This window comes from Lactobacillus sp. UMNPBX6 (assembly GCF_002553975.1).
GTDB lineage: Bacteria > Bacillota > Bacilli > Lactobacillales > Lactobacillaceae > Lactobacillus > Lactobacillus gallinarum.
Genome location: NZ_PCZD01000020.1, coordinates 1 through 17,890 on the forward strand (window position 1 = coordinate 1; position 17,890 = coordinate 17,890).

Sequence of the window (17,890 nt, forward strand, 5' to 3'; positions counted from 1 at the left end):
TTAGGAAATCATCGTTCTTTTTTCCTGTCTGAGAATTAGTTTTTTCCCAGACACTTTTTATCTAAACCCTCTACTATTAATGGGCATTAAGAATGAAATAAACGGAATAAGAATATATAGAAACATAGCCACTCTAGGTAAAATCAATGATAATAGAATCAAAAATATTGTCAAAACAAGAACCAGAATAATTCTATGTACCGAAGTTTTTACCATCATAATGTTCATTACCTGCGGGCTTCGCATCAATGGCTTGGCACCGAAATATTGCACAAACACTTTTAAAATTTGAGCAATGAAATACACAATTCCAAAATTTGTCACCGCAAAGGCGGAATCTCGCATCATGATCCACTTAGTCATCACAGGTAAAAGTGATAAGTAGCCAACAAACAAAAATCACAAATAGCGGTAATTTTATCAGGTTTAAAGATGAAATAAGAAAAAGCTAAATGCAAATCATACCAAAAATCCGCAATAATAAAGAAAGCTATAATGAAAATCACGATATTTCCTAAAAATTCTAAATATTGGCTTGTTTTAAAAGCGGGCTGTATTTGCAAAACAATAATCGTAATAATGATTGCAATTACTGCATCATTAAAAGTTTCAACATGTTCTCGCAATCTTTCAGGCTCTTTTTGCTGCGCCTGACGCACTTTCTCCCTTGCTTCTTTTAATTCTTCCTTCTGAACTGATGATAGCCTTCGATAATGTCGACTATCGAACACTTTATGCAGTTTAAACATTTTTCACCTAAAAATGGAGCTTAGCGCAATTAGCTAAGCTCCATTTATTTTTATAATTTTAACTTTTATTTACCAACGTAAAATTCAATGCGTTGTTGTAAATTATCAAATTCTACTGGGCAATAACCACCAATTTCACCATCAAGGTTAACTGGCAAATCTTGTCCTGCACTCTTACCGATCAGCTCGGCCTTTAAGCTACGCGTCTTGGTATAAATAATATTAGGATCATCAACGTGCTTACCATTCAAGGCTAAAGCCATCAGCTTCATCATGCTGACAGGGTCAGAGGGCTTAACCACAATTAATTGGAATAAGCCATCACTAAGTTGTGCATCTGGCATAACTTGTTCAAAGCCACCAATTGAATTGGTCATTCCAAGTAAGAACATGGAGAGCTTGCCTTCATATACGCCATCATCGTAAGTCAAGCGCATTTCGTTCTCTGTCAAGCGAGGCAACATTTCTGCACCCTTGATTAAGTATGCAGCATACCCTAAAGCTGATTTAACTTCAGATGGCACACCATACGTTAATTCTGTTAAAGAACCGCTGGCAGCAATATTTACAAAATATTGAGTTTGATTGCCAAAAACTGCTTTACCGATATCCATTTTCCGTGTTTTATTTTTCAGAATAACTTTCGCTGCATCTGGAATATTATCACGTGGAATGGCTAATGCACGTGCATAATCATTAGTAGTACCAGCAGGAATAATTGCCATCTTAGGTCTATGCTCTAAAAATGCAATTCCGTTAACTACTTCATTGATTGTCCCGTCACCACCGGCTGCAACGATCAGGTCAAAACCTTCCTTTGCAGCACGCGTAGCTTCATTGCGAGCACTATTTTGTTCAGGTGTAGTTCTAAACGCACTAGCTTCATAGCCAGCTTGCTCTAACACATCTAAAATATCGGCCACGTTTTTGGGCATCTGCTCGTGACCGGATACAGGATTATAAATTAATCTTGCTTTACTAGTCATAATTACTACCTTAACGTTCTAAAAATTAGCGACTTTGCAATTCTTGGTTAAGCAACTTGTTAACCATCTTAGGGTTAGCCTTACCACGAGTTTGCTTCATGATTTGACCAACTAAGAAGCCGATTGCACGGTCCTTACCATTCTTAAAGTCTTCAACTGATTGTGGGTTATCGTCAACAACCTTCTTAACCATTGGAGCTAAGACTGAAGTATCCGACAATTGAACCATACCGTTGTCTTCAACGTACTTCTTAGGATCAGTACCGTTAGCAATAGTTTCAGCAAAGACCTTCTTAGCGATCTTAGATGAAATAGTACCATCTTTGATCAACTTGATCATTTCTGCTAAGTGTTCTGGAGTAAGCTTAATGTCATTCAAACTTACACGGTGATCGTTCAAGTAACCATTTACTTGAGTGTTCATCCAGTTAGCAGCAAGAGTTGGATCGGCACCAGCTTCGACTGCTGCGTCAAAGAAGTCTGAGCTTTCCTTAGTTTGAAGCAAAACATTTGCATCGTATGGCTTCAAACCAAACTTGTTAACATAGTCATCGTAACGATCAAATGGGCTCTTTGGAAGTTCCTTAGCAATTTGATCGATCCATTCTTGGCTAATGTGATCAGGAGCAATATCTGGTTCTGGGAAGTAACGGTAATCTGATGCGCCTTCCTTAACACGTTCCAAAACAGTCTTACCAGTTGCTTCATCGAAACGACGGGTTGAAAGTTGGATGTGACCACCAGCAAGAAGAACTTGTTCTTGACGCTTTTCTTCGTATGCAAGTGAACGACGAACGTGATCAAATGAGTTCAAGTTCTTCATTTCGACCTTGGTACCAAGTTCCTTTTGTCCAGCTGGACGAATAGAAATGTTGGTATCAACACGCATTGAACCTTCTTCCATCTTAACGTCAGAAGCACCAGTAAATTGAACAATTTTACGTAACTTTTCAAGGTAAGCGTAAGCTTCTTCTGGGTCTTCCATATCAGGTTCAGAAACAACTTCAAGAAGTGGAACACCTTGACGGTTTAAGTCAACGTATGAGAAGCCGTTAGTTCCGTGAGTGTTCTTACCGGCATCTTCTTCGATGTGCATTTCATGAATACCGATTCTCTTCTTCTTACCACGAACTTCTACTTCAATGTAACCATCACGAGCAAGTGGTTGGAAGAATTGAGTAATCTGGTAAGCCTTTGGGTTATCAGGATAGAAGTAGTTCTTACGGTCAAAGTGAGTAGTTGGCAAAATGTGAGCATGAGTTGCAATGGCAACCATAATACCTAAACGGTATACGTTCTTGTTAACCATTGGCAAGGTACCAGGCATAGCCCAGTCAATAACATTCGTCTCCGTGTTTTGTTCAGCACCGTAAGTTACTGGTGAAGGAGAGAAAATCTTACTCTTTGTCTTTAATTCGAAGTGGACTTCAAGTCCGATAGTCGATTTAAAATTCATTCAATTAATCCTCCATTCCAGTTGGTGTTTTTTCATAAAACTTATTTGTGCGTTCAATAAAGTCAGCAGTCTTGAAGACATTACCTTCATCAAAACGCTTAGCCATAACTTGTAAGCCGACAGGCATACCATCAACTAAACCAGCTGGAACACTAGCTGCAGGAATACCTGCTAAGTTGGCAGAAATAGTCAAAATATCGTTGTTGTACATCTTAATTGGGTCAGAAATTTCACTGCCAATATCAAATGCAGGTTCAGTAGTTGTTGGACCAACGATCACATCATTTTCAGCAAAGATCTTATCGAAGTCGTTGCAGATTAATGTTCTAACTTTAGCAGCTTGTCTAAAGAATCTATCGTATGAACCAGCTGAAAGTGCAAATGAACCAAGCATGATACGACGCTTAACTTCTGCACCAAAACCTTCAGAACGTGATTTAACGTAAACATCAAGCAAGTTCTTAGTGTCTTCTGCACGATAACCGTAACGAATACCATCGTATCTTTGAAGGTTTGATGAAGCTTCACTTGAAGCGATGATGTAGTAGTCTGGCACAACGTACTTAGTATGTGGCAATGATACTTCATTGATGATTGCACCGGCATCCTTTAAAGCATCAATTTGCTTTTGGATAACTTCACGCATTTCACCACTAACTGCTTCCATGTATTCCTTAGGAACGGCTACGCGAAGACCCTTAACATCTTGGCCAATAAACTTGGTAAAGTCAGGAACTTCACGAGTTGAAACAGTTGAATCGTGTTCATCGCCACCTGCAATTACATTAAGTACTTCTGCTGAATCCTTAACGCGCTTAGTCATTACACCAATTTGATCAAGTGAAGAACCAAATGCGATAAGACCCCAACGAGATACACGGCCATAAGTTGGCTTAATACCAAAAATACCATTGAATGCAGCTGGTTGACGAATTGAACCACCAGTATCTGAACCAAGAGCTGCTACAACTTGACCACCAGCAACTGCTGCTGCAGAACCACCGGATGAACCACCAGGAACCTTATCTAAGTTCCATGGGTTATGGGTTGCACCATAGTATGAGTGTTCAGTTGAAGAACCCATAGCAAATTCATCCATGTTGGTCTTACCAACAAAGGTTGCTCCAGCCTTCTTAAGCTTAGAAACAACTGTTGCATCATACATTGGCATGTAATTGTACAACATATGACTTGCTGCAGTAGTCTTAATACCATTAGTAATAATGTTGTCCTTAATGGCAATTGGAATACCTGCTAATTTACTCTTTGAAAAATCAAGGTTTTCTGCAGGCTTTGCATCATCTACTACAGTAATCCAAGCATTTAACTTCTTATCTGTGTCTTTAATGTTTGCCACAGTATCTTGAGCCAACTTATCTGCTGACAAGTCACCGCTGGCAAGCTTTTTATTTAATGAATCAATATTTTCGTTTAAGTAATTCATTACTCGTCCTCATCCTTATTAATAATTACAGGAACCTTAATGTAGCCGTTAGCCTTTTCAGGAACATTAGCCATTAATGTTTCTCTGTTTTGTCCTTGCCAGTGTTCAGGTTTATCTTCTCTAAATACAGTATCACGATCAACAACTTGAACAGTTTCTTCAACGCCTTCAGTATCAACTTCACTAAGTTGATCTGCCATGTTGATAATTGATCCCATTTGATCTGTAAATTTATCTAATTCCTCTTCATTAAACGCAAGTCGCGAAAGAGTCGCAACGTGTTTAATGGTATCTTTTGTGATTTCCACGCAAATACCTCCTATTCGCCGCCATATACATGGACTTGATAATCACTGTCGCCGGTTTCCTTAGCAATTAATGCTTGCACATCATCAACCGATCCAATTTTAATTTCAATTGGAACATTATTAGACAGATATTTCTTTGCCGATGACAAAACTAAACGAGTAAAACTCTGAATTTGCTCATAACCATAAAATTGTGTGGTAATTGAAATATTTTCTTGAGCAAGCTTGCCATTATCATAACGCAAAGTTGCTGTTACTCCACTAATATTAGGGAAGTAATTTTGAATAGCTGCCTTAAAATCATTAAAGTGAGATGCATCATCACTATTAATTGCTTTTTCATTACCAGTTGTCGGTAAAACTTGCATTTTTTCCGACACGGATTTCCATTTAGTTATTTTACTACTATTAGCGGCCGCTGTCCCGTAAGCAAAGTAAGTTCCGCCAACTAATGAATCTTTTTCTGTCTTTGAGAACAATCCAATGGTAATTGGAATATTCTTCAAAGCCTTCTTCTTACGCAAACGAGCTACAATTTCATTAGCAATTTTTTCACCTTGAGCCTTTTGTTCAGCTCTTGAAATTTCAGTCTTAAATTCTGCACCATCACGCTTTTTTTGGTAATAGTCAACAGAATTCATTGCTAAACCTAAGCTCATTCCACCAAGTTGATACTTTGAACCTGAACCAGTTAAATAGTCTTGCTCTACAATTTCTTCCAAATAAATTGGATTACGAGTATCAGGACCATTTTTACCATTATCAGCTGGATTCAAGCCCTTTGGATTGCTCTTAGACTTTCTAATCAGCCAATCTGTTACTGTTGAAGTATCTAAGTATTGTCCTTCTTGGAACACATATTGGTTAGGTGAAAATTGATTTTTAGAAATCTGGATTAAGCCACGCTCTAATTCACGCGTATCAACTGAATTATCATTATCAGTTGCGGTTAAACCAGCAATTGGACTAATTACATAGCGACCATTTTTCATTAAAACGGTGTAGCCATTTTTACCTGTATTGGTTGTTTGATAACTTTTCTTTTTAGCTGTTGAAGTAGTAGTGGCATTATTTGCTAAACTTGAATCTTTTAATTTACCACAACCACTCAGAGTGAGCATAGCCCCAGCTAAAGCTATAATCTGCAAATATTTTTTCACAATAATTGTCCTTTATTCAATTTGTGCGATTGCCTCTTCTTCAGTCAGAAGTGGTACTCCCAGTTGCTCAGCTTTATTATACTTAGATCCAGCATCTTTTCCATAAATTACGTAATCAGTTTTACGCGATACAGATCCTGTGACCTTAGCACCTAAAGCCTGCAATTTCTTGGTAAATTCACTTCTTGTATAATGCTCTAATTTACCTGTTAAAACAACGGTTTTATCTTTAAATGGATTATCTGGTGCTGCTTCTGGTTCATCTGCACCTAAGTAGTCCATATTAAGTCCGCTTTCTCTTAATTCTTCAATTAATTTTTGTGCTTCAGGTTGAGCAAAATATGTTGTCATTGATTCTGCAATCGTCATGCCTATTGTATCGATTGAAGCAATATCTTGCACCCCTAGTGACATAATCTTTGCTAGATTTTTAAACTTTTGCGCAATTAAGCGGGCTGCCTTAGCCCCAACATGGTCAATTCCTAAACCAGTAATCAATAATTCAACAGAATTATTTTTGGAATTATTAATTGCCGTTAACAAATTATTGATGGATTTTTCTTTAAAGTGATCAAGTTGGGCAAGATCTTCATTTGTTAAATGATAAAGATCAGCTACATTATGCACTAAGTCCTTAGCAATCAATTGCTTAACAATTTTAGGACCTAAACCTGCAATATTCATGGCAGGACGAGAAGCAAAGTGAGTAATGCCTTCTTCCACTTGAGCTGGACAAGATGGATTAATGCAACGCAAGGCTACTTCATCTTCTAAGTGGACTAATTTTTGCCCGCAGGACGGACAAGTAGTAGGAATTTCATAAGGCACAGAATCTGCTGGTCTCTTTGATAAAACCACTTCAGAAATCTCAGGGATAATATCGCCGGCTTTATGAAGCTTAACGGTATCACCAATCCGAACGCCTTTTTCATTCAAATAATCTGGATTGTGCAGTGAAGCTCTTGCAACGGTTGTCCCTGCCAGTTGGACAGGATCCATGACTGCCGTTGGCGTTACAACACCAGTTCGGCCAACTGTCCAAACAATATCACGCACGATCGTTTCTTGCTCTTCTGGTGGGAACTTATAAGCAATCTCCCAGCGTGGCACCTTCACGGTATTTCCTAATTGCTGTTCAAGACTTAAATCATCAACTTTTAGAACAATTCCATCAATACCATATGTTAGACTATTACGCTTAGCCGTGTATTCGTCGATAAAATTAAACACTTCATCAAGGTTAGCTAATTTGCGACCTGTTTCATTAGTATGAAAACCTAATTCATGCATGCGTTCAATCGCTTGGTGCTGACTGGTAATCTCGCGCGGTGGATTAACCCATGTATAAATAAAAGTACTTAGTTGACGTTTCTTAGTAACCTTAGGATCAAGCTGACGAAGTGAGCCAGCAGCCGCATTACGTGGATTTGCAAAAACGATCAAGCCTTCTTCTTCACGCTCTTGGTTTAACTTGGCAAAAGCTTCTTTTCCCATATAACATTCGCCGCGAACCTCAGTAGTTAAAGGTTCTGGTAAAACTTGAGGAATATCCGCAATATAACGTGCATTAGCCGTTACATCTTCACCAACATAACCATTGCCTCGAGTCGATGCACGAACCAATTTACCGTCTTGATATTCAAGTGATAAAGATAAGCCATCGATCTTTAATTCGACATTATATTCCACGGGGTGACCAACCAGCTTTTGCATTCGTTGGTCAAATTCCTTAAGTTCTTCCTTAGAAAAAACATCCCCCATTGAAAGCATAGGAATTGGATGGTTAACCTTTGTAAAATCACTATCGATTTCTCCACCTACACGCTGAGTGATTGAATCAGGCGTAACAATTTCAGGGAAAGCTTTTTCTAATTCAAGCAAACGGTTGTAATTTTGATCATAAACATTGTCTTCAACTTCAGGCGCATCTTTAGAGTAATACGCATCGGCCCATTCATCTAGCTGGGTTCTAAGAGAAGCTGCTTCTTTTTTAGCTTCATCAAGAGTAATCTTAGCCATTTTTACCTCCTGATTAAAAATCCTTTTATTTTTATCTTTATTATACCTTCTTAATAGGCGCAAAAGCTGCTAGAAGACGCTTAATTCCTTTATCTGGGAAGGCAATATCTAATTCCATATCTTCCCCTGTGCCATTGACTTTGGTTACAACACCGCGGCCCCAAGCTTTATGTTCAACTTGATCGCCAACACTCCAGCCTTTCTTTTCGGCACCTACAGCACCAGAAGCCTTTTTAGCAGTATAAACTTGGGCACGAGCTCGTTCAGCTTTACGCGTAAATGGTGCAGGTTGTGATTGAAAATTAGATTTAATAAAGCTACTTTGAAGTTGATTGCTTTCTTCTTTTTGCAAATCTTTAGGATCAATTTCATCCAAAAATCTTGAAGGTGGATTATTTTGCATACGACCGTACATCATCCGTGAATATGCATTAGTCAAATAAAGTTCCTTCTTAGCTCTAGTAATTCCTACATAAGCTAAACGGCGCTCTTCTTCAAGTTCATTATCATCCATCATTGCTCGCTGCAATGGGAACAACCCATCTTCCATGCCGACCAAGAAAACAACTGGGAATTCTAGACCTTTAGCAGCATGCAAAGTCATTAAAGCAACTTGATTATCATCTTCATCTAAATCATCCTGATCGCTCAATAATGAAACTTCTGCTAAGAAGTCACTCAACGGATTTGATTCATCTTCATCGGGCTCATAATGATCATCAAAACGCTTAGTAACTGATAAGAATTCATCCAAGTTCTCTAATCTAGTTTCAGCTTCAATAGTATTTTCTGCTCTTAAAGCATCAGTATATTCAAAGTCAGACAAGATCTTTTCAGTTAAACCAGTTACGCCATGCGTTTGTGCATAAGATATTGCATCCCTCAATTTTGTGCCAAAATCGCTTAACTTTTTAGCAGCTCTGGTATTAATTGGACTTTCTGCCACATGATCCATGGCATCCAAGGCATTATAGTGATTTTCATCCGCAAATGCCAACAACTTATCCACAGTCGCTGCACCAATACCACGCTTAGGTACATTGATAATACGATTCATACTCATTGTATCCGCAGGATTTGCAACCAACTTCAAGTAAGCCATAATATCTTTAATTTCTTTACGGTCGTAGAATTTGTGACCTCCCACGATTTGATAAGGAATATTAGATTTAACAAAAGCTTCTTCGACTGTACGAGATTGGGCGTTAGTTCGATAAAGAATGGCAAAATCTTTATAGGTGCGTTTTTTAGCTTCTACTTCTTCCTTAATTTTTGAAATAATGTAGTGGGCTTCATCATCACCACTTTGGGCTTGATAATAAGTAACCTTGGCACCCTCGCCTTGATCAGTCCATAAATTCTTTGCCTTACGGTTCTGATTATTTTTAATCACTGAGTTTGCGGCTGATAAGATATGACCAGTTGAACGGTAATTCTGTTCTAGCTTAACAGTTCTAACTCCATCAGTTTTGTAATCTTGCTCAAAATTCATGATGTTTTCCATGTTAGCACCACGCCAGCCATAGATTGACTGATCAGCATCCCCAACTACACAAATATTTTTATATTGTGCAGCTAATGCATGACAGAGTTCATACTGAGCTTGGTTAGTATCCTGATATTCATCTACCAAAATGTAACGGAACTTATTTTGATAATAATGAAGAGTATCTGGATCTTTTTTAAATAAAACCAAAGTCTGCATAATCAAATCGTCAAAGTCCATAATTTGATCACGGCGCAGTCTTCTTTGATATTCTTCATATACCTTAGCTGCCATTTTATCAAAAGGTGAACTAGCACTTGCAGCAAAAGCCTTAGGATCAAGCAAGTCGTTCTTTCCATTAGAAATAGCAGACAAAATTCCACGTGGATCGTACATCTTAGGATTAATGTTCAAATCCTTTTCAATATGTTTTACCAAAGTCAATTGTTCTGCAGAATCCGCAATAGAAAAGTTATGACTATAGCCAATCTTATCAGCGTCTCTACGCAAAATTCGAACACAAAGGGCGTGGAAAGTCGACATCCAAATATTTTGAGCGGCTGGCCCTAGCAATTTTTGTTCACGCTCACGCATTTCATTAGCCGCCTTATTGGTGAAGGTAATGGCTAAAATATTCCATGGTGCAACTTGATTTTCTTCAACTAAGTAGGCTATTCGTCTAGTTAAAACAGAAGTTTTACCAGAACCTGCCCCAGCAACGACCAACAGTGGTCCTTCTGTAGTTTCAACCGCTTTTTTCTGTTGCGGATTCAAACCGGCTAAGATAGATTTTTCGCTCATTATTGTCCCCTTCACAAAAATAAATTTACTAATGCAACTCGAATATTATACCAAAAAAAGCAGCATTCATTTTGCTGCTTTACTTTTACTTATCATATTTTTCCAAATCAAATTGTTCAATCAAATTAATCAATTTATCCGCATAATCAGGATCGGTAGCGTAGCCATCAGTAACCAAAGCCTTCGCCTGAGTCTTATAGTCTTTAGAAGCTAAGACATGCTTATATTGTTGATGATTCCAAGTCGTTCCATTTTGGAATAGACGCGCATGCGCTCTAATCGATGCCTCATATGAATCATAAATTTGAAAGCGTGCCTTAACAGTGATCCACTTGCCCTTAACATATTCCTTAGTTGTCATCACCGCAGAAGTATTAGGATTAGTTCCCTTCACTCCAAATAAATTATTATATTTTTGTGATAAATCGCTTTGCCCGTAATTACTTTCAAGACAAGCTTGGGCAACAGTAATACTTGGTAATAAATCGTATGATTTATCTACTTCACGGGCAATCGGCCCAATCTTTTTAATAAATGCTTTCTTTTGCCGTAATAATTTTGCGGCTTCTTGTTCACGCTGCAGTTGTGCTTGTCTAATTTGTTCAGATTGAATTGCATATCTTCTGTAGTAATGAAAACCTACATATGCCACTAACAAAATAAACAAAATGATAAACACACGTACAACGGTCTTTACGCTTTTAGGTATCCTTGACTTACGCTTTTTTGCCATAATACTTATTTCCTTTAATTCATTAAGTAAAGTATAACCTATTTTTGTGTAAAAAAAAGAAGTCGCTCACTGCGACTTCTTAATTGGTGCGGGCGAGAAGACTCGAACTTCCACGATCTAAAGCGATCACAAGATCCTTAGTCTTGCGCGTCTGCCATTCCGCCACGCCCGCGGCACATCAACTATAATAGACTAAATCTAAGAGATGTGCAAGGGAAAATTGAAAATAATTTGAATTTATTTATTAGAAACTTTAAAATTTTGCTCTAAACGCAGCTGCCTCTTGCATTTACCGCATCTATACCTTCTAGTATTAATTCGGCGCATACGCGGATAATGCAAGCCGCAATTTTCACAGACATAAATATAATTAAATTTTTTACGCCGACGCAAGCCTATATCGGGTGCATAGCGACTGCCACCTACTTTTTGGAGCAAAATTTTAAAATCACGATCGCGATGATGATAACCACGATGCAATAAATGCAAGTGATAGTGACACAATTCATGCTTAATAATGCCTACCAAATATTCATGATATTGTGGCGCTAAAAAATGCGCATTAATTTCAATATGATGATCATCAAGGTGGTAACGTCCACCTGTTGTCGTCATTCGGCGATTGATTTTTACCTGATGCAAAAATGGTCTATTAAAACATTGCAGAGAAATTTGCTCTATTAAATTTTGTAATTCTACCGAATCCATTTAGCATATCGCCCAGCCTGTTTTGGAGTATTGATATGACGTTTTAAATCCGTTACGATCTTATGCTTAAAAGAATGCTTGCCGTTCATCCAAGTCCCTGTAAAAAGATGGATAGACTTGGAATCTTTGGAAGGATTGCACAATACGCCGTCTGGATAAACATGAATGCCCTCTTTAAGCATTTGTTCTTTATTACCAATTTTTAGACCATATTTATCTATCAAGATGTCAGTAACCGAAATGCTGTTGACTCCTGCCATTTGATTATGAGAATCGAATTCAAAACTGCGATCTTGATAATAATCTAAAATATCTTGCATGAAGGGATGCTTTTTCTCTGCACCAAAAATTGCGGCTGAGAGATAATCTTTGTTCTCAAAGCCAATAAAAGCCTGATCTTTTAACAAAGGAGTTAGATCATCAATTACGCGCACATCGGTATCCAAATAAATACCACCCTGCTCATAAATTGCCCGTGCACGAATATAGTCAGAAACAAAGGCCCATTTTTTAGCCTGATAGGCCTGCTCAATATATTTATTTTCATGCATGTCAAAATTATCTTCATTCCATTCAATGAATTGATAAGCAGGCAGATTTTTCTTCCAGGTCGCAATACATTCTTTAATTATTTTTGACTTAGGATTATGACCTACCCAAACATAATGAATTATTTTTGGTATCATTTTTAACCTCGTTTAAAGAAATTCTTGAGCAGTTTAACAATATCTTCGTTAAAGTCCAACTTAAACAGGAACATCAAGCCCAAATAAATTACGAGCATGATAATTGATTTAACTGCCATATTGAAAAATGCAGATGAAATAAAGTTAGGCATCAGCATCCCTGCAGCTAAGGTAATCAAAGCAATTGCAATATATTTAGGCACATCATGAAAGACATATGTAAATTGATAGCCATCGCGTACTACCCACAGTCTAAGTATCAACACAACAAATTCAGTAATTAAAATGGCGATCATTGCTCCCATCGCACCATATGGACGGTCTAGCACGTAACTTAAAACAATTTCTAAAATCGCTCCAATTACGACCGGAAAAGCATAATCACGGTCCCGACTATTAGCCAGAGCAAACTGATTAGCAAAAACCCCACCGGTTGGAATCATGATAATGGTTAAGGTAAACCAAAACATCAACGGTGTCATTGGAATATATTGATTTCCGAAAAAGAATGGCACGAATTGTTTAGTATTAGCCATAATGATTACTGCAAATAATGTCCCCAACATTACCGTGGCTTCTAGGGACTTCTTCATCACTACCTTTTGTGCTTCTTTTCCTTCACTGGCCATCTTCGGCATGATAACAAGCGAAATACTAGTGATTACGCCTAAGATCATGTTTGAGATTCTTTGCGAATTATCATAAAAAGAAACCTGGGTTGAACTTGAAAAAAACCCCAAAATTGGTTTATCTAACGATGTATAAATTTGGGTCGCAATCTGCGGAATCATTAGCGTACCAATCGCAATTGCCGTCTTTTTGAACTTATAAAAATGAGCGACTGGCTTGCCTACATAACGGTGAATGTCAAACCAAAAGACAAAGGACCCAAGCATAGTCGAAACCGACATGATTAACAAATACTTCCACAAGTCTGCTGGTGATTTTACCCATAATAAGATCAATACAACGCTGACTAGTTTTACACAAGTATTTTTCAAAACAACTCGGCCGAAGTCGGCTAACCCTTGGAAGAACCATGAGATATCCACTTGTGCAGAAATCAAATATGGCACCATTAATAATAGATAAAACCAATATTGAATATGGAATACTGTAGTAATAAAAACAGTAAAAGCAATAGTAATAATCCCAGCAATCCCCTGGAAATACCATAATCCCCAAAATGCTTTAGTTAAATCTTCAGGTGTACCATACGTCCGTGTTTTTGAAATCGTCCGCATCCCCACATAAGAAACTGACAAAATACAAAAGATCATCAAAAATTGGACTGTGTTATTAACACTACTGTAGATTCCATAAGTTTTTGGCCCTAATACCCTTGAAAGATAGGGTACTGTAATCAGCGGTACTAAAACGATAAAGATCTGATAAACCGCATTATATAAGATATTTAAAAATGTTTTACGCAATACCTTAACCTCGATATTCTTGAGTCATATATTCAAAGACATTTTGACAGTATGAATCACCCTTAGCCTCACTGGTTAAATGCAGCCAGTAAAGACGCCGATTGACAATTTGTTGATTATCAAGATGATCCAAATTATTGATTAATTCCGCTTCTGAATTAACGCAAATACCCGGTGTAATTTCATCATACGGACTAAGCAGAAGTCCACGCGTCTTTTTATATTGCTGTAAGAAGTTAGTGACAAAGACAATCGGTTTATTAAGATGCAGATAATCGAAATAAATCGATGAAAAATCGGTCATCAAGAAATCGGTATCGCCCAAGAGTTCATACAAATCATAATTGTGGTCAAATAAGTAATCATTGTTTAAAAAGGCAATGTTGGAATAATTACTCTTGAAGTTAGCGAATAAGCGCATTTCGTAGGGATGCAATTTCACAATTAAGTATTGATGTCGCTTAGCTAATTCGGCGTTTAATTTTTTCCCATCGAAGTCTTCAAATGCAAAAAAGTTACCTTCTTTGATTTTATCCATAATCGTCTTATCTTCTAACTCATACCTAAACGTAGGCATGTAAATCCCGATCTGTGCTTCTGAATCAGTAGTGTTAAACAAATCTTTTAATAATTGCTTTTTGCTAATAACAGGCTTATCTAGTAGATCTAGACGAGGAAAGCCTAACTTATGGTACTTTTCAGTTTCGATCGCCATACAGGCGCTCATGAGCGTCTCATACAAATCTGAACTTGAAGCGACGATATCTGCATTCTTATGCCACAATTTTTCATTACGCTTATTATCACGATAGCGCGTATTGTTTGCCATGATCCCCATCCGCTTAAGTGGAACACCGTGCCAAAGCTGAACGTTAATTTGATGCTTGCGTACTTTAAATGGTTGGTGCGTTGTAATGACGTAACGCGCCGCACCGATCTTTTGCCAAGCTTCCCATTTCAAGTGAGATGATGGCCATGGTTCAATCAAGCTGACGTTATATTCGGGATGATTAAGCAATAGCCATTTATAAAAGGCATAGCCATTTGAACCTGACCGACCTGAGCCATTTAAGATAACGATATTATTATTTTCCATCGTCGTAAAATGCGCTCTAAATTTCATCAATGCTAAATATAGGCGGAATAAAAAACTTTTCATCTGATAACTTCCTCAAAATAATCTGATTTAAGCATACAAAAAAAGCCTGAGTTTACTCAAGCTTTTTTCGTTTATTTTGGCAAACTTTATCTTTTTCCGGCTCTTCTTTCAAAGAATTTAACAATTTCGACAATCAAAATCATGCACAGCCCGGCAATTAAAACAACTGCCCATTGTGCACCATTAAGTTCAGTGACATCAAAGAATCTAGTCATAAATGGCAATTCAACAGCTGACATCACTAAAGCAGAGATAATGATCGCACCATTGAACCATTTGTTAGAAAAAGTATGTCTTCTAAAAATAGATTGGTGTAAGTACTTTGAATTAATTGCATGGAACAATTGGATCAAGCCTAAGGTCAAGAAAGCCATGGTTAAAGCATCCCCGTGCTGCAAAGCAGGATTATCAATATGTGGACCAACATGCAGACCAAATTGGTAAGCACCTAATACTAGGATTCCTTCCAAAATACCTTGATAAATAATTGAGCTAGCTACACCGCCGCTAAAGAAGTTGGACTTTTTACCACGAGGTTTACGCTTCATGATGCCATCTTCAACTGGCTCCACACCTAAGGCGATGGCTGGCAAGGTATCAGTTACCAAGTTAATCCAAAGAAGCTGCACTGGAGCTAAGATATCCCAGCCCAGCATCGTCATCATAAAGACGGTTAACACTTCACCGACGTTACAACTCATTAAGTAAAGAATCGCCTTTTGAATATTGCTAAAGACTTTGCGTCCTTGCTTACCTGCTTCAACAATTGTCGCAAAGTTATCATCGGCTAAGACCATATCGGCAGCACCTTTAGACACTTCAGTACCGGTAATTCCCATACTGATCCCGATATCAGCTTGCTTTAAACTTGGAGCGTCGTTAACACCGTCACCAGTCATGGCAACGATCTTATCATTTGCCTGCCATGCCTTCACAATTCTTACTTTGTGCTCTGGCGACACACGAGCATAAACGTTATAGTCACCAACATGCTTAGTAAAGTAATCATCGCTTAATTGATCAAGCTGTGCACCAGTCAAAACACGTTCGTCATGTCCTGGCTCTAAGATCCCCAATCTTTCCGCAATCGCTTGAGCCGTTACTTGGTGGTCACCAGTAATCATAACGGTTCTAATACCAGCACTGTGAGCTTCGGCTACGGCAGCTTTCGCTTCAGGCCGTTCTGGATCAATCATGCCAACAAGTCCTACAAAAATTAAATCCTGTTCCACGTTATCAGTACTTGGATCATCGTAAGTCTGATCAATTATCTTGTAAGCTAGGCCCAAGACACGCAAGGCTTTTTTAGCCATATCTTGGTTAGTTTGTAAAATATCTTGTTTTTGCTCTGCAGTAATTGGTGAAATTTCACCATTAATTTTGACCGAAGTTACGCGCTTAAGTAATTCATCAGGAGCACCCTTAACGGCAACAAAGAACTTATCGCCATACTTATTAACGGTACTCATTAACTTACGTTCTGAATCAAATGGTACTTCTTGCACTCTCTTGTGTTCTTCAAGCAAGTCATGAACATTAATGTTTTGATCAAAAGCATATTGAATCAAAGCCGTTTCGGTAGGATCACCTAGCAAGTCCCCACCATTTTCAATCTTGGTGTCATTGGCCAAGACCATTGATAATAAGGCCGGATTGTCCTCCTCGATTTCATCATTATCATCATGCAAACTGCCGCGATAAAAAATCTTTTCGACGGTCATCCGGTTTTGCGTCAAAGTACCAGTCTTATCTGAACAAATAATGTCAGTAGCACCTAAAGTTTCAACAGCTGGCAATTTTCTGACGATAGCCTTGTGTTTGGCCATTGTTTGCGTACCTAAAGCCAAAATAATCGTAACAATTGCTGGAAGTCCTTCTGGAATAGCAGCTACGGCAAGTGAAACAGCAACTAAGAACATATCAATCAGCAAAGCATTCATTGGCTCCGTGCCTTGCTTGGTGAACATCCCGACAACAAACACAATCACACAAATAGCCAAAATCATGATCGTCAAGATCTTGCCTAAATGGTTCAAGTTTTCCTTCAAAGGAGTGTCGGTTTCATCGGCATTGTTAAGCATCGTGGCGATCTTACCAACTTCGGTATTCATCCCTGTTCCAACGACAATCCCTTCACCGCGACCATAAGTAACATTGGTACTAGAATAAGCCATGTTAATTCGATCAGCCAAGGCAATGTCATCACCTTGAAGAGTTTCATCGCTTTTATCAACAGGAACCGATTCACCGGTTAAAGCAGCTTCTTCAATTTTTAAGCTATGTGCGCTAATTAACCGCAGATCAGCTGGAACAACATCTCCAGCTTCAAGCAAGACAATATCGCCTGGTACAAGTTCTGTACTTGGAATTTGTACAATAGCATTATCTCGCCGCACATGCGCACTCGGCGTTGCCATCTGCTTTAATGCGTCGATCGCAGCTTCAGAACGTGCCTCTTGAATTACCCCTAAAACAGCGTTCAGAATAACCACGATCATGATAATTGCGGCGTCTGTCCATTCATGGGCAACTACCCCACTAAGAATTGCAGCAATGATCAAAACAATGATCATAAAATCTTTAAATTGATCAACAAAGCGCATGAACATGCTCTTCTTCTTTTTAGAAGCAAGAGAATTCGGACCATACTTTGTTAATCTCTTTTTGGCTTCTTCACTAGACAAGCCAGTGTCGATGGCGGTATTCAAATTCTCAACGACATCGGGAATTGTCTCTGTGTAATATTTTCGAGCCATTTTATT

13 protein-coding genes, 1 tRNA gene and 1 pseudogene are annotated in these 17,890 nt (G+C 38.3%); all 15 read right to left on the reverse strand.

Features of this window, described 5'->3' with window-relative positions; translation table 11 throughout:
* Window positions 1–57 precede the first annotated feature (57 nt).
* Window positions 58–749 (reverse strand): annotated as a pseudogene (locus CP357_RS04695) (TMEM175 family protein).
* Window positions 750–814: 65 nt separating this feature from the next.
* Window positions 815–1,735, reverse strand: a complete 921-nt coding sequence (locus CP357_RS04700) for a diacylglycerol kinase family lipid kinase (protein WP_098036668.1) — start codon at window positions 1,733–1,735, stop codon at window positions 815–817.
* A 25-nt stretch (window positions 1,736–1,760) separates the two neighbouring features.
* The gene (gene gatB, locus CP357_RS04705) at window positions 1,761–3,191 is read right to left on the reverse strand and encodes an Asp-tRNA(Asn)/Glu-tRNA(Gln) amidotransferase subunit GatB (RefSeq protein WP_098036669.1); all 1,431 of its coding nucleotides are present in this window, start codon (window positions 3,189–3,191) and stop codon (window positions 1,761–1,763) included.
* A gap of 4 nt (window positions 3,192–3,195) precedes the next feature.
* Window positions 3,196–4,635, reverse strand: coding sequence for an Asp-tRNA(Asn)/Glu-tRNA(Gln) amidotransferase subunit GatA (gene gatA, locus CP357_RS04710; protein ID WP_087175892.1), 1,440 nt, complete (start codon window positions 4,633–4,635; stop codon window positions 3,196–3,198).
* Entirely contained in the window at window positions 4,635–4,943 is a 309-nt protein-coding gene (gene gatC / locus CP357_RS04715; protein ID WP_025005411.1) for an Asp-tRNA(Asn)/Glu-tRNA(Gln) amidotransferase subunit GatC, read from the reverse strand. Before gatC ends, gatA begins: the two co-directional genes overlap by 1 nt.
* A gap of 11 nt (window positions 4,944–4,954) precedes the next feature.
* Entirely contained in the window at window positions 4,955–6,103 is a 1,149-nt protein-coding gene (locus CP357_RS04720; protein ID WP_087175891.1) for a CamS family sex pheromone protein, read from the reverse strand.
* 12 nt (window positions 6,104–6,115) lie between these two features.
* The gene (gene ligA, locus CP357_RS04725; RefSeq protein WP_098036670.1) at window positions 6,116–8,122 is read right to left on the reverse strand and encodes an NAD-dependent DNA ligase LigA; all 2,007 of its coding nucleotides are present in this window, start codon (window positions 8,120–8,122) and stop codon (window positions 6,116–6,118) included.
* A 40-nt stretch (window positions 8,123–8,162) separates the two neighbouring features.
* Complete coding sequence (pcrA, locus tag CP357_RS04730) at window positions 8,163–10,409, reverse strand: DNA helicase PcrA (RefSeq protein ID WP_098036671.1); 2,247 nt, start codon at window positions 10,407–10,409, stop codon at window positions 8,163–8,165.
* Between the two features lie 85 nt (window positions 10,410–10,494).
* Window positions 10,495–11,142 carry a glycoside hydrolase family 73 protein gene (locus CP357_RS04735; protein WP_025005407.1) on the reverse strand — a complete coding sequence of 216 codons (648 nt, stop codon included), beginning with the start codon at window positions 11,140–11,142 and terminating at the stop codon, window positions 10,495–10,497.
* Window positions 11,143–11,226: 84 nt separating this feature from the next.
* Window positions 11,227–11,314: transfer RNA gene (locus CP357_RS04740), tRNA-Leu, on the reverse strand.
* A gap of 65 nt (window positions 11,315–11,379) precedes the next feature.
* Complete coding sequence (locus CP357_RS04745; protein WP_025005406.1) at window positions 11,380–11,850, reverse strand: SprT family protein; 471 nt, start codon at window positions 11,848–11,850, stop codon at window positions 11,380–11,382.
* A complete protein-coding gene (locus tag CP357_RS04750; protein WP_025005405.1) occupies window positions 11,838–12,536 on the reverse strand; it encodes a glycosyltransferase family 32 protein in 699 nt (232 codons plus the stop codon). The genes CP357_RS04745 and CP357_RS04750 overlap by 13 nt, the downstream gene beginning before the upstream one ends.
* Before the next feature lie 2 nt (window positions 12,537–12,538).
* Window positions 12,539–13,969, reverse strand: coding sequence for an oligosaccharide flippase family protein (locus CP357_RS04755; protein WP_098036672.1), 1,431 nt, complete (start codon window positions 13,967–13,969; stop codon window positions 12,539–12,541).
* Between the two features lie 4 nt (window positions 13,970–13,973).
* Window positions 13,974–15,128 (reverse strand): CDP-glycerol glycerophosphotransferase family protein, encoded by a 1,155-nt coding sequence (locus CP357_RS04760; RefSeq protein ID WP_098036673.1) that lies wholly within the window; start codon window positions 15,126–15,128, stop codon window positions 13,974–13,976.
* Window positions 15,129–15,214: 86 nt separating this feature from the next.
* Window positions 15,215–17,884, reverse strand: coding sequence for a calcium-translocating P-type ATPase, PMCA-type (locus CP357_RS04765; RefSeq protein WP_098036674.1), 2,670 nt, complete (start codon window positions 17,882–17,884; stop codon window positions 15,215–15,217).
* Window positions 17,885–17,890: the final 6 nt, after the last annotated feature.